Source organism: Pseudomonas sp. NPDC096917, assembly GCF_044762555.1.
In the GTDB taxonomy this organism is placed as follows: Bacteria; Pseudomonadota; Gammaproteobacteria; order Pseudomonadales; family Pseudomonadaceae; genus Aquipseudomonas.
Map to the genome: position 1 here is coordinate 97,491 of NZ_JBIWEO010000014.1, position 20,344 is coordinate 117,834.

The following is a 20,344-nucleotide window of genomic DNA, read 5'->3' on the forward strand; positions in this document are numbered from 1 at the left end:
CCCTTAATGCCTTGAGCCATTGGCCAGAGCCTATAGGTTTTGGCGCTTACAATTCGTCACGTAAAGGCCCGACCTTTAAATTCGCAATGGGTTGAGCGGGAGTCGTGCCTTCATAGTTCAGACCAGAAGGCTCTGTTGAGATCGTATGGGGGCTGTGAATCCCGCCCTGAAGCGGCCAACTGGCACTGCTGACGAGCACGCGCAAACTGCCAAAATTGAGCAGTTTGGTCATGATTTCACTGGCGGGGGTCGGGGTCGGAAGAGGCTGGGCGTTCTCGACAAAATAAGCCTCAGTGGTCCACCCGTAACCACTGACACCATTACACAGCGCAAAAGTCGCCGCATCGTTACCGCGCCCATAGCGCAAGAGTCCTCCATCGTCTGCCGAGACATAAACGTAGTCATACACCGCCCCTCTGACGTCTTCGGTATGGAAGGCATAGCAAAGGTCTTCCGGCCACGGGATATTACGGATCAGTTGGGTTTCAACCCCAGAGACAGCCCTGATCCCTCGCACATCACGCGAGTAATGCAGGCTAACCAGTGAATAACCGAGGGGAAGCACGGCTCTGGCAGAGCCTTGCTGTTGATAGCTGTGGGTTTTGTTAATCATCTCAGCCACATTGACGGATTCACCATTGACCACCGGCTCAAGCGCCACGTAGCTGCCGTAAGTGGCGTCATGTAAGACACCGCCCATGATATTGACCGTGTGCGGCAGTTTTATCCGGCGATGCACAAAGCGCGCGGCATCATCGGGGTGGGAAAATACCGGGCTTGCCGGGAAAAACTTGAGTGTACTCGCAGGTCGAGGCACGCTTTCCAAGCCGTAAGGCTGCCACCCCCCCGACACATGACCCGGCTCGTGCCACACCGCATTGGTCTGCAGCACATGCAACTCGCCCGCCATCGCCACTTGGCGCACATATTCCAAAGGCGTCAATCTAAGCGCTGTCAGTTCATTCAGTAACGCCTGCCCGGCGTCTTTAAACAGCCCTGTCGAGAGCTGCACAGCATCCAATGTGTTGATAAAACGCAACAGGGCACCCTCGCCACCCGAGATATAAACCACACTCCCCTCGCCCACTAAAGCCACTTCGCGCTTGAGACTGATAGCCAGTTGCAACGCTTTGACCAGGTCCACAGGTGAGATAAACGCCTCGTAAACCCGTCTGTTGGTAAGGTGACCTTTGATCTGCGCTACTTTTTTAGACGCGCCGACATAGACCCCATGCAGTTTAAAAGCCAACGGTAGGTTGTATTGGCCGGTTAACTCATCGCGCGAAAAAAGGCGCTCCATACTGAAATCGCCACCCTCCAAAGGCAACGTAGTCACGTACTCCTCGCTGTGGGTACTGCGCAAAATCACCCCGTATTGAGCAGTGGCACGGGCGCCCATGTGCTCATGGGCATAACGCACCGCGTCTTCAGACTGCGCGAATATCGGACTCAGGGCCGGTAGTGACAAGGCGTGTGTCACGGCGGCGGTGCTGACTCTGGGTTTCCAGATTGGCGTGATTTTACCGGGGGGGCCCCATAACGCACTGCCCACGACGACGCACAAGTCCCCGGCCTCTGCCACGTGGGAAATGTATTGCCCAGGCTTGAGCGTGTTGGCGCGCATGGCTGCCCCCAGTGTATTTCGACGGACCTGTTCGGGGTTTAGCGCCGGCGGCGAAATTAGGCGAAATAGATTAGCTTCCTTTGCCGATCCACTTGGCGTGTACCTGAGCAGCGTGCCGTTTTGTGTCGAAAAATAACGCGCACTGGCCCAATCACGATTCTTGATCGCGTCATAGAGCTCATGGGGTTCAAGCATGTTGCGAAATAGCTGTTCTTCGTCTGCAGAACGCCATAGTTGCAACGGATGCACACAATGTGTGTGGTAAACCGCCGCCACCGAGCAACCATGCGGCACGTGCTTCATCAGTTCGGGAGGAAACACCTGCGTGGCGTCAAACGTTTCATTTTTTACCGCCATGGGTTCGGTGGCGACAAAACGATTATCCAGGCGCTGGTAGATAAGGCCGCCATAGGTGTAGTCCGTTCGCTTGGCGATGACGTTATGAGCGTAGCGGGCAGCATCGTCAGCAGACACAAAGGATGGCCCCAACTCGCGCCGATAAAAGTCTTTATAGGGCTGCCAGTTCGCATCTACACGACCTGCATAACGCCACAGATCACTGGTGTGCAACACGCTCAACTGTCCGGCAGCGGCCAGGTCACGGATGTAAGTGCCGGGCGTATAGAAGCCACCTAGCAGGTCTCTGAGGATCGCTAAACCGCCGCCTTCGCCTTGCGGCAGTGCCGCCAGAAATTTTTCCTCGGCCGCGGCCAATGTTGAAACGTATTTTAGGAGCGCGCCGTCGCGGCACACGATATACAACGGCACCGCCTGTGAGGCCGCTGGCAGCTTCAGGCTTTTAGCCACCTGAATACCCTTGGCCAGTGCGTCAGGGTGCAGGAAGTTCTTGAACACCGTCGGTTCTTGCGCAGGGACCAGACTGGGGTCACGGTAAAAACCGTCGCAGGCATACAGCCCGACAATCTCGAAATTGGTCGGGACTAAAGCCTTACCTGCGGTGCTGCGACCAAAAATCCGCGCCAGCGAAAAGTCCATCTCCTCGATTACCGGCTCAGTGCTGATGTAAATAGGACGGTCTTTAAATTTTAAAATGAAGCCAAACTGGCTTTCAGCAGTTTGATGAACACGCGCCCGAGCTTCTTTGAGGGCCTGTTCAAGCGTGCTACTGATCGAACTGAACGCGGGTTGGCTAATCATTACCGGAGCAGGATCGAGCAAGGCATGCGCGGTGAACACTTTGAAATCTGCGCTCACCTTACCGAGCTTGCCCCCCCACACCTCATTACTCTGGATAATACTCAGCGCCCCGGTGCGGGCCACCTCCTGAACATACTCGGCAACCGTGGAAAAGCTAAGTTTTTCGGCCTGCATATCGAGTACAAAGCGTTCAACCAGGGCACGCTCCGCAGCCGAACCACTGGACACATACTTGAGCAAAGCACCATTGGGGGCTGATAAATAATGCGCCACTGCAAAATAGGCATTGAGCATATTGACCACAATATCGGTTCTTGAGAAAAAACCGATCGATGTCATGACCTCTTCAGCGCTAGCGCTCAAGTGTTCTAACCCGTGCAGCAACTCATCGTAGTGGCTCGGATGTGAATGATAAAAGGCATAACAGGTGTAACCGGCAGGCGTAATGAAGTTACCTTGAGCGTCGGTTGAAATAACCCGGGTCGGGTTAAAAGAGCCCGACTGGTCTTTGACAGGGCGCGTTGCAAAGAAACGCCCTTGAGCATCTTTTAAGATGACGCCACCGTATTCGGCACTTCGAAAATCGCCGATCAAGCGATGCGCATAACGGGCAGCATCATCGGCGCTTACATACGCCGGGCTCAGCGCGGGTAGTTCGACGTTTACATTGGGTTGCGCATGGCGCTTTTCACGATCGTTTATATGCCTCATCACCGTTTAATCCTTGATTAGAAAAAGAAGACGGAACACGCATGCCCGCCGTCTTTACATCATCAAGAACATCACCTTCGAACAAGCGGTACATAGTTAGCAATCTTAAAACTCGCCTTGTCTCTCGCTTTGCCGAACGTCCTCAAGGCAGATGACGGTTAGGGACTCGGAAAACGAAATGTAAAGCACGCTAAGACTTTGGCAGCGGCTTGAGCGGCCTGCACTTCCCCGCCCCGACCTTGGCGCTGCAGCGCCAGAGGTAATCGCAGGTCAGGTTTATGTGCTCATTGCTGAGCATCAATCGGGGCATTGCGAGCTCGTATTGGTCGTGCTTGAGAACTAAAACAATACGAGCTTGCTCATACAGATCGAGGGGTGAGTGCACAACGGGAGCAGCCCCTAGCGCAACTCAAAATCGTCCGCATCCAGATTCGCCGGGAACCGCTTGCGGTATGCTGCCAGATCACTGGCGCTCAGGCTTACCTGAAACACGCCATCGGCCTCGCCTGCACTCAACAATGATTCACCCTGGAAGTCGAAGATGTGGCTGTCACCGGTGTAGACCAGACCTTTTCCGTCTATGCCCACGCGATTGACCGCACCGACATAACACAGGTTTTCAATCGCCCGGGCTGGCAGCAGACGGTTCCAGTGCAGTCGGCGTGCGCCCGGCCAGTTGGCGGTGTAGAGCAACAGGTCGGTGTCACGCGGGTCGCTGCTCCACACAGGGAAGCGCAGGTCGTAGCAAATCAACGGACGAATACGCCAGCCTTTGACTTCAAACTGCACCTGACGCTCACCCGGCGTGAAGTGCTCGTGCTCCCCCGCCATGCGAAACAAGTGGCGTTTGTCGTAATGCAGCACTTCGCCATCAGGTCGCGCCCAGAGCAAGCGGTTGCGATGGCTGCCATCAGCCGCTTGCACAATCACGCTGCCGGTCACGACCGCATTGAGCTTTTTCGCCTGATGCAGCAACCACTCGGTTGTGGGGCCGTTCTCGGGCTCGGCAAGGGTCTCGGACTCCATGCTGAAACCTGTGGTGAACATTTCTGGCAAGACCACCAGGTCTGCACCACTCGCTTGCTCAAGCAACTCTTCCAAGCGCTCAAAATTGGCCTGGCGGTCATGCCAGACCAATGTGGTCTGCACCAGCGCCAGGGTTAGATCGGGTAAACCACTTAGATCACGCATAGTTTTTCTGCTGCTTCACGCAGCGTCTCCTCGCGTTTGGCAAAACACAGACGAACCAGCCGCTGCCCTTGAGGCGGGGTCTGGTAGAACACCGAAACCGGGATCGTCGCCACACCATGCTCGCGGGTCATCCACAAGGCCATGTCGACGTCATTGAGGTCCGGACGAATAAGGGAATAATCCACCAACTGGAAGTACGTCCCCGCCACCGGTTTAAAGCTGAAACGCGATGGCTTTAACACATCACAAAACAGGTCCCGCTTGGCCTGGTAGAACGCTGGCAACTCATCAACGTGCTCGGGGCAGGCCGCCATAAAATCGGCCAACGCATACTGCAGCGGTGTCACACCACAAAAGCTCACGTATTGATGCACCTTGCGCAACTCGGCCGTCAGTGCAGGCGGCGCCACGACATAACCGGTTTTCCAACCGGTGACGTGGTACGTCTTGCCGAATGAACTGACAACAAAGGCACGATGGTACAACTCGGGGTGCGACAAAACACTGACGTGGGGCACGCCGTCGTACACCAAGTGCTCGTAGACCTCATCGCTGACCAGGTAAATATCGCGGTCTGCGATCAATGCAGCCAACTGGTCCAGTTCGGCACGGCTGATCAACGCACCGCTTGGGTTGTGCGGACTGTTGAGGATGATCATTCGCGTGCGCGGCGTCAGTGCATCTTTCAGCTTTTGCCAGTCAATAGAGAAGTCATCCAGCCCCAACTGCACATGCACGCAACGACCACCGGCCAATTCAACCGAGGGCTCGTAGCTGTCATAGCAAGGGTCGAACACGATGACTTCGTCACCGGCGTGAATCACCGCCTGGATTGCACAAAAAATAGCTTGAGTGGCGCCGGGGGTGATAGTCACCTCGGTATCGGCATCCACGTACACGCCATAGCTGCGGGCAATTTTTGCCGCAACTTGCATACGCAAGGCGGGCAAGCCGGTCATTGGCGAGTATTGGTTGTGACCACTGGCGACATGTTGGCCAACCGCATCGCGCAGCGCTTGCGGGCCATCAAAATCAGGAAAACCCTGAGACAAGTTAAGCGCGCCGGTTTCAGCCGCAAGTTGCGACATGCGCGTGAAGATGGTGGTGCCGACATTCGGCAACTTACTGACAATCATGGACGTGACCCTTTTAGGGAGCTGCTAGTCGTTAGCCTCAAGCTGCAAGCTAAAAGCATATTCGCTCTAACTTACAGCTTGCAGCTTAAAACTTACAGCTAGCGCGTTAGCGCTTGTCTCTACGCTTTTTGTCCGCTTTTTTGTGGTGCGACATCATGCGGCGCTTTTTGTTGACCTGACGGTCGGTCAACGAGTTCTTATTGGCTTCGTACGGGTTCTCGCCACCTTTGAACTCGATGCGGATCGGTGTACCGACCAGCTTCAAGACACGACGGTAGGTGTTTTCGAGATAACGGACGTAAGACTTCGGAACCTTCTCAACCTGGTTACCGTGGATCACGATAATCGGCGGGTTAGCACCGCCCAAGTGGGCATAACGCAGCTTGATCCGGCGGCTGTTAACCATCGGCGGCGCGTGCTCGCTTACGGCGTCTTCCAGGATCTGGGTCAGACGGTTGGTTGGCCAGCGGGTAACCGCCGATTTGAAGGAGTTCTGCACCGATTGGTACAAGTTACCGACACCGGTGCCGTGCAAGGCCGAGATGAAGTGAATATCCGCGAAGTCGACGAAGAACAGACGACGGGTCAATTCGACCTTCACGAACTCGCGCTCGCTTGGGGTCATGCCGTCCCACTTGTTGATCGCGATAACCAGAGCACGACCGGCCTCCAGCGCAAAGCCCAACAGGTTGAGGTCGTGGTCAACCACGCCTTCACGGGCGTCCATCACAAAGATCACCACGTTGGCGTCTTTGATGGCTTGCAGGGTTTTGACCACGGAGAATTTTTCGACTTCTTCGTGGATCTTGCCGCGTTTGCGCACACCGGCGGTGTCGATCAGCGTGTACTTCTCGTCGTTACGCTCGAACGGGATGTAGATACTGTCACGCGTGGTGCCGGGCTGGTCATACACGATGACGCGGTCTTCACCGAGCATGCGGTTAACCAGCGTCGATTTACCGACGTTAGGACGACCAATGATGGCGATCTTGATACCGTCTTTTTCGCTAGGGCCAGGAATGCGTTTGGCTTCCTCACCCTCAAGAACGATTTCTTCTTCGCCGTCTTCAGGCTCTTCTTCGTCACGCGGGAAGTTGCTCAGGGCAATTTCCAGCAGTTGTGTGATACCGCGACCATGTGCGCCAGCGATCGGGATCGCGTCGCCCATGCCCAGCGGTGCGAACTCGGCGCGAGCCATGTCCGGGTCGATGTTGTCGACCTTGTTAGCCACCACGTAGGAGCGCTTGTTACGCTTGCGAAGGTGCTCGCCGATCATCTGGTCAGCGGCTGTGAAACCTGCTTTTGCATCTACCAGGAACAGAACGACATCAGCTTCTTCGATGGCCAGCAGCGACTGCTCGGCCATTTTTTCGTCCATACCGTGCTCGTCACCGGAGATACCGCCGGTGTCGACCAAAATGTAGGAACGCCCTTGCCACTTGGCCTCACCGTATTGGCGATCACGGGTCAGACCGGACACGTCGCCGACGATGGCGTCGCGAGTCCTGGTCAGGCGGTTGAACAAGGTGGACTTGCCGACGTTTGGTCGGCCCACCAGGGCGATTACGGGAACCATGCGGCTCTCCACTTCGTTATTTCAGAAAATACAAAAGCCGCTGCAAGGCAGCGGCCAGAGTTCGGAACAGCACAGATGTGCCGCAAGCCTTGCCAGAGCAAGGCTGCCTGAGACCCTAGAGCCTCAAGCATAGACGCCTTAGCGAATGGTCAGGGCTTCCAGTTTGCCGCTGTTACCAAACACGTAAATCATGTCACCGACCACCAGCGGACGCGCCCGAAGACCATCGCTGTCAATGCGAGTACGGCCTACGAAACGGCCATCGACCTGGCTCAACAGGTGCAGATAGCCTTCCATGTCACCGACTGCCACATAGCTGGAGAAGACTTCTGGAGCCGACAGTTGGCGGCGAGCCAGCGCTTCATTGGTCCACAGTACGGTGGTCGACCGTTCGTCAACGCCTTCTACAGTGCCCGACGCCAGGCTGATGTAGACGTTGCCAAAACCTTGAGCGACACCTGCATAGCTGGAAGCATCACGCTGCCAGAGTACACGACCGCTTTCCAGCTCCAGAGCCGCCATGCGGCCCTGATAGCTGGCGACATACAGGGTGCCACCAGACAGAAGCAGACCGCCGTCGATATCGACGATACGCTCCAGTTCCGAACGGCCTTGCGGGATGGCAACGCGTTGCTCCCACACCGGTACGCCGTTCTGAGTATCAAGGGCAACTACTTTGCCGGTCGAAAGACCTGCAATGGCCAGATGATTGGTCACCAGCGGCGCGCCGGTACCACGCAAGGTCAAAACCCCTGGCGTGCTGTCGTAGATCCAGCGCCGGTCGCCGGTCGAGGCATCCAGGCCCACAAGATGGTCGTCCTGGGTCTGAACCACCACGATGTCACCGTTGGTGGCAGGCGGTGCAAGCACCTCACTGTTAACGCGAGTGCGCCATTTTTGTTCGCCAGTGCTGGCGTCCAGGGCAATCACGTCACCTTGCAAGGTGCCGAGCATGACCAGGCCGTAGCCAACGCCGATTGCGCCGGAAACAGGCAGCTCGAGGTCTTTCTTCCACTGAACGTCGCCGTTCATGCGGTCCAGAGACATCACGATTCCGTTCACGTCAGCGGCGTAAATGGTATTACCTTCAACCGCTGGAGTCAGCATGTTGTAGGTTTTACCCTGACCGTCACCGATCGAACGATCCCACTGCTTTTGCAGAACGACTTCTTCTTTGAAGTCAGTCAGCTCAGCGGGTGGAAGTTCTTTTTTGCTGTTGCTGCTGCAACCCGCGGCCAAAACGACCAGAGCCAGCAATGCCGCATGTTTCCAACGCATCACTTCACGCATCCCCTTTGGCCAAGTCATCAAGCTTGATTTGTAAGCCACCGACCGCCGCGTCATCGGACAGTGCAGCCTTGGCTTTTTCGTAGGCTTTACGTGCGTCGTCAGTACGACCCTGCTGAACCAGCAGATCGCCTTTCAGTTCTTCACGGCCAGCCAGGAATGCTTTGTCCGAGTCACCTTCAAGCAGCTTCAAGGCGTCATCCGCCTTGCCTTGCGCGGCCAGAACCTGCGCCAGACGCTGACGCGCCACTTCACCCAAGGTTGGGTTAGCCGGCTTGTCGACAATTGCCTTGAGCTCGGTAGCCGCATCATCCAGCTTGCCAGTGTCTACGGCCACTTTAGCCACAAACAGACCGCCAAATTGGGCGTAGGCCGAACCGCCGTACTCGCTTTTCAGCTTGTTGGCCAAGTCGGCCACACGGCCCGCATCTGGCTGCCCATTAGGCGTCAGCGCGGTTTCGAGCAATTGTTGATAGAGCATCGACGCACCCTGCGACTGATTGCTCTGATATTTGTGCCAAGCCTGCCAGCCGAACACCACCACCAGCGCCAGCAAGCCGCCAGTGACCAGGGGTTTGCCGTTGCGCTGCCACCAGTCTTTCAACTCGCCCAGCTGATCATCTTCGTTACTCGACACCCCAACACTCCTTATTCGATAAATCGGCTGTTTTACAGCGTCAACCCTGCACGACGCAGGTGGCCAAGTGCTCGGAAAGAGCATCCCAGGCAATAGTTTGTTGTTCGCCCTGGCCACGCAGGGGTTTGACGCCTACCACGTGCTGGGCCAATTCGTCGTCACCCAGAATCAGCGCATACAGCGCACCGCTCTTGTCCGCCTTTTTGAACTGGCTTTTGAAGCTGCCAGCGCCTGCGTTGATTTGCAGACGCAGGTTCGGCAACTGATCGCGGACACGCTCGCTGAGCGTTAAAGCGGCCAGTTCAGCGGCCTCACCGAACGCGCACAGGTAAACATCCACCTGACGCGCGATTTCTTCAGGGACTTGTTCCAGGGTTTCGAGCAGCAGAATCAGACGCTCGATGCCCATTGCAAAGCCAACACCGGCGGTCGGCTTGCCACCCATTTGTTCAACCAGACCGTCATAGCGACCGCCAGCACACACGGTGCCTTGAGCGCCGAGCTTGTCGGTGACCCACTCAAAAACGGTTTTGCTGTAGTAATCGAGCCCGCGAACCAGCTTGGGGTTGATGACGTAAGGAATACCGGCAGCATCCAGACGCGCCTTGAGGCCTTCGAAGTGCACGCGCGATTCTTCGTCGAGGTAATCGACCAGCTTCGGCGCATCCACCAGCACGGCTTGCGTGCCGGCATTTTTGGTATCGAGCACACGCAGCGGATTGGATTTCAAACGACGCTGGCTGTCTTCGTCAAGCTCGCTCAAACGCGAGGACAGGTATTCAACCAATGCTGCACGGTAGCGGGCACGGGCTTCGCTGGTCCCCAGGCTGTTGAGTTCGAGCTTGACCGCATCACGGATGCCCAGCTCGCCCCACAGACGCCAGGTCAGCACGATCAGTTCGGCGTCGATGTCCGGCCCATCAAGGTTGAACACTTCAACCCCAATCTGATGGAACTGGCGATAACGGCCTTTCTGAGGGCGTTCGTGGCGGAACATCGGGCCGATGTACCACAACTTCTGCACTTGGCCAGCCCCCGTGATGCCGTGCTCAAGCACAGCACGCACGCACGCGGCAGTGCCTTCTGGACGCAGGGTCAGCGAATCGCCGTTGCGGTCTTCGAAGGTGTACATCTCTTTTTCGACGATGTCGGTGACTTCACCAATCGAGCGTTTGAACAGCTCGGTGAACTCAACGATCGGCATACGGATTTGCTTGTAACCGTAGTTATCCAGCAAACGCGAGACCTTACCCTCGAAGTAGCGCCACAGCGGCGTCTGCTCAGGCAGGATGTCGTTCATGCCACGAATGGCTTGCAAAGACTTGCTCACAAAAAATCCTTTATTCGTTGGTTAGCCGCGCGCGATGACTGCTGCGTCAGCTTCGACCTTGTCGGCCGCCTTCTGGCGGATCAGCTTTTCAAGCTGGTCCACCAGGTTTTCATTCGTCAACTTCTGCGACGGCTTGCCGTCGATGTAAATCAGGTTGGGCGTACCACCGGTCAAGCCCACATGAGCCTCTTTGGCTTCGCCCGGGCCGTTGACCACACAACCAATAACCGCCACATCCAACGGCACCAGCAAGTCTTCAAGCCGCACTTCCAGCTCGTTCATGGTTTTCACCACGTCGAAGTTCTGCCGGGAGCAGCTTGGGCAAGCGATAAAGTTGATGCCTCGCGAACGCAGGTGCAGGGATTTGAGAATGTCGTAGCCGACTTTTACTTCCTCTACCGGGTCTGCTGCCAACGAGATGCGAATAGTATCGCCAATCCCTTCGGCAAGCAGCATACCTAGGCCCACGGCAGATTTCACTGTGCCAGAGCGCAAACCACCGGCTTCGGTGATGCCCAAATGCAGCGGCTGGACGATTTCCTTGGCCAGCAAGCGGTAGGCTTCAACGGCCATGAACACGTCAGAGGCCTTCACGCTGACCTTGAAGTCCTTGAAATTCAGGCGTTCCAGGTGCTCTACGTGGCGCAGTGCCGACTCAACCAGCGCGGCTGGTGTCGGCTCGCCATATTTTTTTTGCAAGTCTTTTTCAAGCGAACCGGCGTTCACACCGATCCGGATCGGAATGCCGCGATCACGCGCAGCATCAACCACAGCACGCACACGGTCCTCACGGCCGATGTTGCCCGGATTGATCCGCAGGCAGTCAACGCCCAATTCCGCAACGCGCAGGGCAATGCGGTAGTCGAAATGGATGTCGGCGACCAGCGGCACTTTAACCAGTTGCTTGATGCGACCAAAGGCTTCCGCTGCGTCCATGTCCGGCACGGAGACGCGAACGATGTCGACGCCAGCAGCTTCCAGACGATTGATTTGAGCCACGGTGGCAGCGACATCATTGGTGTCGCTGTTGGTCATGCTCTGCACTGCAATGGGGGCATCGCCACCTACTGGTACAGAGCCAACCCAGATTTTGCGCGATTCGCGACGTTTAATTGGTGATTCGCCGTGCATGACTTATTGACCTAACTTCAGGCGAGCAGTCTCGCCACTGGTGAAAGGAGCCACATCCACAGGCTGACCGTTGTAGGTCACCTGTGCGCCACGGGCATAGCCCAGGCGCAGGCCGAGTGGAGCCTTGCCGCTCACATCAAGCGTTTCGCCCTTGCGCTTCAGACCACCAAACAGCACCTTGCCGGCGCCATCGGTGACTTGAGTCCAGCAATCGGCGGTGTAGTTGATCTTGACCTTGCCTGCGCCCGCAACCGGTTCGGTGCTGGTAGCAGCCGCAGCAACAGGCGCCGCTGGCGTTGCAGCAGCCGGGGTAACCGGTTGTGGCGCAACGGCTGGCGCTGGAGCCGAGGCCGCAGGCGTAGCCGATGGGGTTGCCGAAGCTGCCGGCAATACCAGCGCGGTGCTGCCTGCTTGCTCTGGCTCAGGTTGCGCTGCCGCGTCGTCTTCGACCCTGGATTGAGCTACCGCCTGATCCTCCGGCTCGTCGAGCGGATGGATCTGAGTCTTGCCGTCAGCGCCTTCAACTTCAACGTGTTCCGGAGTCAGGCCGACCAGATCCTTGGCGCGCATGGACGTTTGGTCCTGCCACCAGAAAAAAACCCCGCCGATGACGGCCAGCAGGAGCAACAAACTGACAATACGCAAAATGGTGTGCGATACGCGCACGGGTTCTTCAATGCGGCCAAGACTGTGCACGTTACTGCCATTGGCATCGGTGCCGGTGATCAGGTCGAATTCGTGTACCAGGCTGGCTTGGTCCATGCCCAGCAATTTGGCATAGGCACGTATATAGCCGCGCGCAAAGGTATGACCTGGTAGTTTGTCGAACGCTCCCGCCTCAAGGTTGCTCAAGGAACTGGCCGTGAGATTGAGTTTCAGGGCGACTTCAGCCAGGGTCCATCCATTGCTCTCACGGGCCTGACGCAAGGTCTCACCGGGATTGCCACGAGTCGCTGCTAGAACTTCGGGGTGCGCCGCTTTCATCATTGCTCCGACAGGTATTGCTGATATTCCGGCGTGCCGGGATAGAGTCGTTTTAGTTGCTGGCCATAGTTGGCTGTTGGGGTGCGCTCATCGAAAACACTCGCCAGTCGCGCACCGAGCAATAGACTACGTGCATTTTGCCCGCTAAGCAGGCTAAAACGATCGTAAAAGTCACGTGCGAGCACATAATGCCTGTCTTCGTAAGACAACTCAGCCATTTCGAGCAGTGCACGGGGTTGTTGGCGGTTCAGGCGCAAGGCTTTTTCAAGCTGCTGACGACCTGTTTCGCGTTGCCCCAGCTTGAGCGAGGTCATGCCAAGGTTCTCGTAAACGCGAGAACGCTCGGGATAGAGGCTGTCTGCCGAGGCTTTTTGGAATTGGCCGTAAGCCTCCTGATAGCGTTGCTGCTCAAACAGGAAGCTGCCGTAGTTATTCAGAATCCGCGTGTCAGAGGATCGCCCGCTTAACGCCGTTTTGAACGCTTGCTCAGCCAACTCAGGTTCCATCTCGGCCTGGAACACCAAGGCCAATGCAGCGTTGGTGTCCGGGTCGGTCTTGTTGAGTTCCAGAGCCTTGCCAAGCGGGATTTTGGCCTGTTCGATCATCCCTTGCTGAAGATAACCGAGGCCCAATTGAACATAGGCCTCGCGCGCTTGATCACGCCCCTTGTCGTTGCTCAGCGGGTTTGAACCACCCGATGAGACGCAGCCCGCCAGCAGGCCGACCATTACGACAGAGAGCGCAGCGCGCAAGATCATAGGTTTCCTCTCTCAGGGCTGAGTCGCAGCGTTTTGCGCCAGATCAGTCTCAGCATTGAGTTCACGTGCCGCGATAAGGCGCGAGCTACGGCGAGTACGGTCGTTGACCTGACCTACCAACTGCCCACACGCCGCATCGATGTCTTCGCCGCGAGTCGTACGGACGGTCACGTTGTAACCCGCCTGCTGCAACAACTCCTGGAAACGGCGAATGGCGTTGTTGCTTGGACGCTCATAGCCCGAATGCGGGAACGGGTTAAACGGAATCAGGTTGATCTTGCAAGGGGTGTCCTTGAGTAGTTCGATCATTTCTACAGCGTGATCGACGTGATCATTGACGTCTTTGAGCAGGGTGTACTCAACGGTCAAGACGCGCTTCTCGCCCAAGGTCGACATGTAGCGACGGCAGGATTCAAGCAGCATTTTGAGCGGGTACTTTTTATTGATCGGTACCAATTGACTGCGCAGCTCGTCATTCGGTGCGTGCAGTGACAACGCCAGGGAGACGTCGATGTGCTTGGCCAGCTCATCAATCATCGGCACCACGCCCGAGGTCGACAAGGTCACCCGGCGCTTGGAGATGCCATAGCCCAGGTCATCCATCATCAGATGCATGGCGGCGATGACGTTGTCGAAGTTCAGCAGCGGCTCACCCATGCCCATCATCACCACGTTGGTGATGGCACGGTCGACGGTCGCCGGGACGCTGCCAAAGGATTTGTTGGCAATCCACACCTGGCCAATGACTTCGGCGGCGGTGAGGTTGCTATTGAAGCCTTGCTTGCCGGTGGAACAGAAACTGCAATCCAGGGCACAGCCCGCCTGGGACGAAACGCACAAAGTGCCGCGTTTGCCCTGGGGAATATAAACGGTCTCGACGCAGCTGCCGGACTCAACGCGCACCACCCACTTACGGGTGCCATCGCTGGAGATGTCCTCGCTGACGACTTCAGGTCCACGAACCTCAGCAATAGCCTTGAGCTTGTCGCGCAAGGCCTTGCTGACGTTAGTCATGGCGTCGAAATCATCGACGCCAAAGTGGTGAATCCACTTCATGACCTGACCGGCACGGAAACGCTTCTCCCCGATTGAGTCGAAGAATTTCTCCATTTCCGGCTGAGTCAGACCCAACAGGTTAGTTTTGCCAGTCGTTGCAATCATGTCTTCACCCTCACTCACAAGCCAATGCTTAGCGAGTGGTTACTTCAGTAGCTGCGAAAAAGTAAGCGATTTCGCGAGCAGCAGCTGCTTCAGAGTCGGAACCGTGAACAGCGTTAGCGTCGATGGATTCTGCGAAGTCAGCACGGATGGTGCCAGCAGCAGCTTCTTTAGGGTTGGTAGCGCCCATCAGCTCACGGTTCAGAGCGATAGCGTTTTCGCCTTCCAGAACCTGAACGACAACAGGACCGGAGATCATGAAAGCAACCAGGTCGCCGAAGAAGCCGCGCTCGCTGTGCTCAGCGTAGAAGCCTTCAGCTTCAGCTTTGGACAGTTGCTTGAGTTTAGAAGCTACAACCTTCAGGCCAGCGTCTTCGAAACGGGTAACGATCTTGCCGATAACGTTTTTAGCAACGGCGTCAGGCTTGATGATGGAGAAAGTACGTTGAACAGCCATGGTGTAACTCCAGAAACAGTGATTTAAGCGAAAAATTAAACCCGCGAATTATACGCGGGTTCTTGGGTATTGCATAATTACGTGCGTTGCAGGCTTAGTCAGCCTCTTCGATCCACAACCCCTGAATGGCTTCGAGGACTTTTTCCCCGCCGCGATCCGGTATGTCGTCGAACTCCGGCAATGCCATGACCAAGTTGCGCAGCTTGACGAAGTTCACCGAGAGCGGATCGACATCCGGGTGAGCCTCAGCCAGCTGTATAGCAATTTCTTGTACATCAACCCATTTCAGGCTCATGACACTTCCTTTAATCAGTGCGGCGCTTCGGCAGCATGGTTGAGGGAGTATTTCGGGATTTCGACGGTGATGTCTTCGGTCCCGACCTTGGCCTGACAGCTCAAGCGCGAGTGAGCTTCAAGACCCCAGGCACGATCCAGATAGTCCTCTTCCAGCTCGTCCGCCTCTTCCAGCGTGTCGAAACCCTCACGAATGATGCAGTGGCAGGTGGTACAGGCGCAGACGCCACCGCACGCACTTTCGATTTCGATGTGATTGTCGTGTGCCACTTCGAGAATCGACTTTCCCGTCTCAGCCTCAACAACCATACCGTCCGGGCAATGCTCGGCGTGTGGCAAAAAAATGACCTGCGGCATCGTTATTCCTCAATCTCATTCAGGTTGCGCCCCGCCAGAGCGGCTTTGACGGTCAAATCCATACGGCGGGCAGCAAATGCATCGGTCACTTGCGACAGACGCTTGGTCTGCTGCTCGATGGCGTAACCATCGGTGCCTTTCAACAATTCGGACAGTTCCTGCATCTGCAGTTCAATGACCATACGCTCTTCAGGATCGAGCAGGCGCTCGCCATCAACCTCCAGTGCGGCCTGCACGGCCTCGATCAGACGCTGGCCATCGACTTGCTGCTCACGCAGAACGCGAGCGACCTTATCGTCACCGGCGTACTGGAATGAATCCTTGAGCATTTTGGCGATTTCACCGTCGGTCAGACCGTAGGAAGGCTTGACCTGAATATTGGCCTCAACACCTGAACCCAACTCTCGCGCCGAGACACTGAGCAAGCCATCCGCATCAACCTGGAAGGTCACGCGGATCTTCGCAGCACCCGCCACCATCGGAGGAATGCCACGCAGCTCAAAGCGCGCCAGCGAACGGCAATCGCTGATCAGCTCGCGCTCGCCCTGCAGCACGTGAATCATCATGGCCGTCTGGCCATCTTTGTACGTCGTAAAGTCTTGAGCGCGAGCCACCGGGATCGTGGTGTTGCGCGGAATGACTTTTTCCATCAACCCGCCCATGGTCTCAAGACCGAGCGACAACGGAATCACGTCAAGCAGCAACAACTCGCCACCATCACGTTTGTTACCGGCCAAGGTATCGGCCTGAATCGCAGCGCCAATGGCAACCACTTGATCCGGATCGATGTCCGTCAGCGGCTGGCGACCGAACATTTCAGCAACGGCTTCGCGCACACGCGGCACACGGGTCGAACCACCAACCATCACGACCGCCTGAACATCTTCAAGCTCGATGTTGGCGTCACGTACGGCACGACGACACGCCTTGAGACTGCGCGCAACCATCGGCTCGATGAGCGCATCGAAGGCTTCACGGGTCAGGTCTGCTTGCCAGTCACCGTAAATGACAGGAACAGAAGATGCATCCGTCAGCGCTTCTTTGGCGGCACAGGCAATTTGCAACAGTTGGCGCTGCGCTCCCGGATCAAGGTCAGCAGACAAACCCGCCTGCTCGACAATCCAGTTGGCAATCGCATGGTCAAAATCATCGCCGCCCAGAGCGCTGTCGCCCCCCGTGGCCAACACTTCAAACACACCGCCAGTCAGACGCAAGATAGAAATATCGAACGTACCGCCACCCAGGTCATAGATGGCCACAACGCCTTCAGCGTGCTGATCCAGACCGTAAGCAACTGCAGCGGCCGTAGGCTCGTTGAGCAGACGCAAGACGTTCAACCCGGCAAGCCGGGCAGCATCCTTGGTGGCCTGGCGCTGAGCATCATCGAAATAAGCCGGAACGGTAATAACCGCGCCCACCAATTCACCACCCAAGGTCTTTTCAGCACGCTCGCGCAATACCTTCAGGATGTCGGCCGACACTTCCACAGGGCTCTTAGGGCCCTGCACGGTGTCAATAAACGGCATATGCGACTCACCACCCACAAAGCGGTAAGGCAGTTGCTCACCCAATTGCTTGACGTCGGACAGACCACGACCCATCAAGCGCTTGACCGACAGCACGGTATTGAATGGATCGCTGGAGGCAGCCAGGCGTGCGGACTCACCCACCTCGATGCGGTCTGCGTGATAACGCACCGCAGAGGGCAGGATGACTCGACCTTCGGCATCAGCCAGCGGCTCGGAAAGACCACTGCGCAATGCAGCGACCAGCGAATTGGTAGTGCCCAAGTCGATCCCCACAGCCAGACGACGCTGGTGCGGTTGAGGACTTTGGCCGGGTTCGGCGATCTGCAGTAGGGCCATCGTTATCAGGACTTATCTGTATATCAGGCGTGCAACCGTGGCGGCACTGGGTTAATCGTCGAGGCGCTCTTCTAGCTGGCGCACTTCGTAAGTGAGCTTGTCCAGGAACTGCATGCGGCGCATCAGGCGTTCTGCCTGTTCGCGCTGTGCAGCATCATCCCAACAAGCAGCGAAGCTATCGTTCAATTGTTCCTGAGCGACTTTTAACCGACGTTTGAATGCTGCAATACCGGCTATATCTGCGCTGTCCTGCAAATCTTCAAGTTCTTCGCGCCATTGCATCTGCTGCATCAGGAACTCGGGATCGTGCACCGTGACTTCCAGCGGCATCTCGCGCCCATTCATCGCGAGCAGGTAACGCGCGCGCTTGGGTGGGCTTTTGAGCGTCTGGTAAGCCTCGTTAAGGCTGGCGGATTGCTCTAGCGCCAGTCGCTGCTCACGCTCGGAAGCGTCAGCAAAACGGTCTGGATGCACGCCACGCGCTAACTCGCGGTAGCGCACAGCCAACTGATCAAGGTCTAGAGTGAAGCTCGGCTGCAGTTCAAACAAAGCAAAATGACAAGGAGTACCCACGACTGGCCTCAGATGTTGAAGCTCTCGCCGCAGCCACATTCGCCACGTACGTTGGGGTTATTGAACTTGAAGCCTTCGTTCAGGCCTTCCTTGACGAAATCAAGCTCAGTGCCGTCAAGATAGGTCAGGCTTTTAGGATCAATGATCACTTTTTCGCCATGGGTCTCGAAAACCTGGTCTTCGTCGCCCACTTCGTCGACAAACTCCAGCACATAGGCAAGACCGGAACAGCCCGTAGTGCGAACACCCAGACGAATCCCCTCACCTTTGCCGCGCCCATCAAGGGAACGGCGAATATGCTTGGCCGCCGCCTCTGTCATGCTGATAGCCATCGTGACTCCTTACCTCTCACCAGTATCATCACCGGTTCGCGCCGTTCCCGGCGCGAACCACTCGGATCAGATCAAACCTTTCTTCTGCTTGTAATCGCGAACGGCCGCCTTGATGGCGTCTTCAGCGAGTACCGAGCAGTGAATTTTCACCGGTGGCAAGGCCAGTTCTTCAGCCAACTGAGTGTTCTTGATGGTCTCTGCTTCATCCAGAGTCTTGCCTTTCATCCACTCGGTTGCCAGGGAGCTGGAAGCAATTGCCGAACCGCAGCCGTAGGTCTTGAACTTGGCATCTTCAATGATGCCCTGCTCGTTCACCTTGATCTGCAAACGCATCACGTCGCCGCACGCAGGTGCGCCAACCATGCCGGTGCCAACATCCGGATCTTCCGCGTCCATCTTGCCGACGTTGCGCGGGTTTTCGTAGTGGTCGATGACCTTTTCGCTGTAAGCCATGGTACTAATCCTCACTCATCAGAGTCGCTCTTGAGACGCTGTAAAAGCTGCGATTCGCTAAGCTCTACAGCGCCTGCCTGCGGCGACTTAAATTATTAGTGCGCCGCCCATTCGATTTTCGAAATGTCGATGCCGTCTTTGTACATGTCCCACAGCGGCGAAAGAGCACGCAGCTTGGTAACAGCCTCGCAAACCTTCTGCGCGGCGTAATCGATTTCTTCTTCAGTGGTGAACCGACCGAAGGTGAAGCGAATCGAGCTGTGTGCCAATTCATCATTGCGACCCAGGGCGCGCAACACGTAGGACGGCTCGAGGGATGCAGAGGTGCAAGCCGAACCGGACGACACGGCCAGATCCTTGAGCGCCATGATCAGCGACTCGCCTTCAACGTAGTTGAAGCTCAGGTTCAGGTTGTGCGGAACGCGGGCGGTCATGCTGCCGTTGACGTACAGCTCTTCAAGGTGTTCAACCTGCTTGAAGAAACGGTCGCTCAAGGCTTTGATACGGATGTTTTCAGCAGCCATTTCTTCTTTGGCGATCTGGAACGCTTCACCCATACCCACGATCTGGTGGGTGGCCAAGGTGCCCGAACGCATGCCGCGCTCGTGACCGCCACCGTGCATGGCAGCTTCGATACGCACACGAGGCTTACGGCTAACATACAGTGCGCCGATGCCTTTAGGGCCGTAGGTTTTGTGAGCCGAGAAAGACATCAGGTCGACTTTCAGCTTGGCCAGGTCGATCGCGACCTTACCGGTAGACTGCGCCGCATCGACATGGAACAACACGCCGCGCGAACGCGTCAGTTCGCCAATGGCCTCGATGTCGTTGATGGTGCCGATTTCGTTGTTCACGTGCATGATCGACACCAAGATGGTGTCCTCGCGCATGGCCGCTTCAACCATGGCCGGCGTCACCAGGCCGTCTTCACCCGGCTCGATGTAAGTCACTTCAAACCCTTCACGCTCCAACTGACGCATGGTGTCGAGAACGGCTTTGTGCTCAATTTTGTCGGTGATCAGGTGCTTGCCCTTGGAGGCATAGAAATGCGCAGCACCCTTAATTGCCAGGTTGTTGGCTTCGGTTGCACCGGAGGTCCAGACAATTTCACGCGGATCAGCATTAACCAGATCAGCGACCTGACGACGGCCATTCTCTACCGCTTCTTCGGCTTTCCAGCCAAAGACGTGAGAACGCGAAGCCGGGTTACCGAAGTTCCCGTCAACCAGCAAGCAGTCGCTCATCTTTTGAGCAACACGCGGATCAACCGGGGTGGTGGCTGAGTAATCAAGGTAAATCGGCAATTTCATGGACTATCTCCTAAATCAGGCT

The 20,344-nt window shown here is 56.5% G+C and carries 19 protein-coding genes; all 19 read right to left on the minus strand.

Annotated elements, in window-relative coordinates; translation table 11 throughout:
- Positions 1 to 46: 46 nt before the first annotated feature.
- The 19 genes from ACIQYF_RS17360 to ACIQYF_RS17450 all read right to left on the minus strand — a co-directional run bounded on the left by ACIQYF_RS17360 (position 47) and on the right by ACIQYF_RS17450 (position 20,322).
- Complete coding sequence (locus ACIQYF_RS17360) at positions 47 to 3,493, minus strand: DUF4329 domain-containing protein (protein WP_402864314.1); 3,447 nt, start codon at positions 3,491 to 3,493, stop codon at positions 47 to 49.
- 399 nt (positions 3,494 to 3,892) lie between these two features.
- A complete protein-coding gene (locus ACIQYF_RS17365) occupies positions 3,893 to 4,684 on the minus strand; it encodes an amidohydrolase (RefSeq protein WP_402864316.1) in 792 nt (263 codons plus the stop codon).
- Positions 4,672 to 5,820 carry a pyridoxal phosphate-dependent aminotransferase gene (locus ACIQYF_RS17370; RefSeq protein ID WP_402864318.1) on the minus strand — a complete coding sequence of 383 codons (1,149 nt, stop codon included), beginning with the start codon at positions 5,818 to 5,820 and terminating at the stop codon, positions 4,672 to 4,674. Before ACIQYF_RS17370 ends, ACIQYF_RS17365 begins: the two co-directional genes overlap by 13 nt.
- Positions 5,821 to 5,926: 106 nt before the next feature.
- Positions 5,927 to 7,396 (minus strand): ribosome biogenesis GTPase Der, encoded by a 1,470-nt coding sequence (der, locus tag ACIQYF_RS17375; protein WP_402864320.1) that lies wholly within the window; start codon positions 7,394 to 7,396, stop codon positions 5,927 to 5,929.
- A 138-nt stretch (positions 7,397 to 7,534) separates the two neighbouring features.
- Positions 7,535 to 8,686: an outer membrane protein assembly factor BamB gene (gene bamB, locus ACIQYF_RS17380; RefSeq protein WP_402864370.1), complete on the minus strand. Its 1,152-nt coding sequence runs from the start codon at positions 8,684 to 8,686 to the stop codon at positions 7,535 to 7,537.
- The gene (locus ACIQYF_RS17385; protein ID WP_402864322.1) at positions 8,679 to 9,320 is read right to left on the minus strand and encodes a tetratricopeptide repeat protein; all 642 of its coding nucleotides are present in this window, start codon (positions 9,318 to 9,320) and stop codon (positions 8,679 to 8,681) included. Before ACIQYF_RS17385 ends, bamB begins: the two co-directional genes overlap by 8 nt.
- A 40-nt stretch (positions 9,321 to 9,360) precedes the next feature.
- On the minus strand, positions 9,361 to 10,650 hold the full coding sequence (hisS, locus tag ACIQYF_RS17390; RefSeq protein WP_402864324.1) for a histidine--tRNA ligase: 1,290 nt from the start codon (positions 10,648 to 10,650) through the stop codon (positions 9,361 to 9,363).
- 21 nt (positions 10,651 to 10,671) lie between these two features.
- Complete coding sequence (ispG, locus tag ACIQYF_RS17395) at positions 10,672 to 11,781, minus strand: flavodoxin-dependent (E)-4-hydroxy-3-methylbut-2-enyl-diphosphate synthase (protein ID WP_019408672.1); 1,110 nt, start codon at positions 11,779 to 11,781, stop codon at positions 10,672 to 10,674.
- Between the two features lie 3 nt (positions 11,782 to 11,784).
- Entirely contained in the window at positions 11,785 to 12,765 is a 981-nt protein-coding gene (locus ACIQYF_RS17400) for a RodZ domain-containing protein (RefSeq protein ID WP_402864326.1), read from the minus strand.
- Positions 12,765 to 13,523 carry a type IV pilus biogenesis/stability protein PilW gene (gene pilW, locus ACIQYF_RS17405; protein ID WP_402864328.1) on the minus strand — a complete coding sequence of 253 codons (759 nt, stop codon included), beginning with the start codon at positions 13,521 to 13,523 and terminating at the stop codon, positions 12,765 to 12,767. The genes ACIQYF_RS17400 and pilW overlap by 1 nt, the downstream gene beginning before the upstream one ends.
- A gap of 12 nt (positions 13,524 to 13,535) precedes the next feature.
- Complete coding sequence (gene rlmN, locus ACIQYF_RS17410; RefSeq protein WP_322238258.1) at positions 13,536 to 14,684, minus strand: 23S rRNA (adenine(2503)-C(2))-methyltransferase RlmN; 1,149 nt, start codon at positions 14,682 to 14,684, stop codon at positions 13,536 to 13,538.
- A 28-nt stretch (positions 14,685 to 14,712) separates the two neighbouring features.
- A complete protein-coding gene (gene ndk, locus ACIQYF_RS17415; RefSeq protein ID WP_019408668.1) occupies positions 14,713 to 15,138 on the minus strand; it encodes a nucleoside-diphosphate kinase in 426 nt (141 codons plus the stop codon).
- 94 nt (positions 15,139 to 15,232) lie between these two features.
- Positions 15,233 to 15,433 (minus strand): Fe-S cluster assembly protein IscX, encoded by a 201-nt coding sequence (gene iscX, locus ACIQYF_RS17420; protein WP_402864331.1) that lies wholly within the window; start codon positions 15,431 to 15,433, stop codon positions 15,233 to 15,235.
- Between the two features lie 14 nt (positions 15,434 to 15,447).
- The gene (gene fdx / locus ACIQYF_RS17425) at positions 15,448 to 15,789 is read right to left on the minus strand and encodes an ISC system 2Fe-2S type ferredoxin (RefSeq protein WP_153328855.1); all 342 of its coding nucleotides are present in this window, start codon (positions 15,787 to 15,789) and stop codon (positions 15,448 to 15,450) included.
- A gap of 2 nt (positions 15,790 to 15,791) precedes the next feature.
- On the minus strand, positions 15,792 to 17,654 hold the full coding sequence (hscA, locus tag ACIQYF_RS17430) for a Fe-S protein assembly chaperone HscA (protein ID WP_402864334.1): 1,863 nt from the start codon (positions 17,652 to 17,654) through the stop codon (positions 15,792 to 15,794).
- Between the two features lie 51 nt (positions 17,655 to 17,705).
- Complete coding sequence (gene hscB, locus ACIQYF_RS17435) at positions 17,706 to 18,227, minus strand: co-chaperone HscB (RefSeq protein ID WP_402864336.1); 522 nt, start codon at positions 18,225 to 18,227, stop codon at positions 17,706 to 17,708.
- 8 nt (positions 18,228 to 18,235) lie between these two features.
- Positions 18,236 to 18,559 (minus strand): iron-sulfur cluster assembly protein IscA, encoded by a 324-nt coding sequence (gene iscA / locus ACIQYF_RS17440; RefSeq protein WP_019408663.1) that lies wholly within the window; start codon positions 18,557 to 18,559, stop codon positions 18,236 to 18,238.
- A gap of 66 nt (positions 18,560 to 18,625) precedes the next feature.
- The gene (iscU, locus tag ACIQYF_RS17445) at positions 18,626 to 19,012 is read right to left on the minus strand and encodes a Fe-S cluster assembly scaffold IscU (RefSeq protein WP_003443374.1); all 387 of its coding nucleotides are present in this window, start codon (positions 19,010 to 19,012) and stop codon (positions 18,626 to 18,628) included.
- A gap of 95 nt (positions 19,013 to 19,107) precedes the next feature.
- Positions 19,108 to 20,322: an IscS subfamily cysteine desulfurase gene (locus ACIQYF_RS17450; RefSeq protein ID WP_402864339.1), complete on the minus strand. Its 1,215-nt coding sequence runs from the start codon at positions 20,320 to 20,322 to the stop codon at positions 19,108 to 19,110.
- Positions 20,323 to 20,344 lie beyond the last annotated feature (22 nt).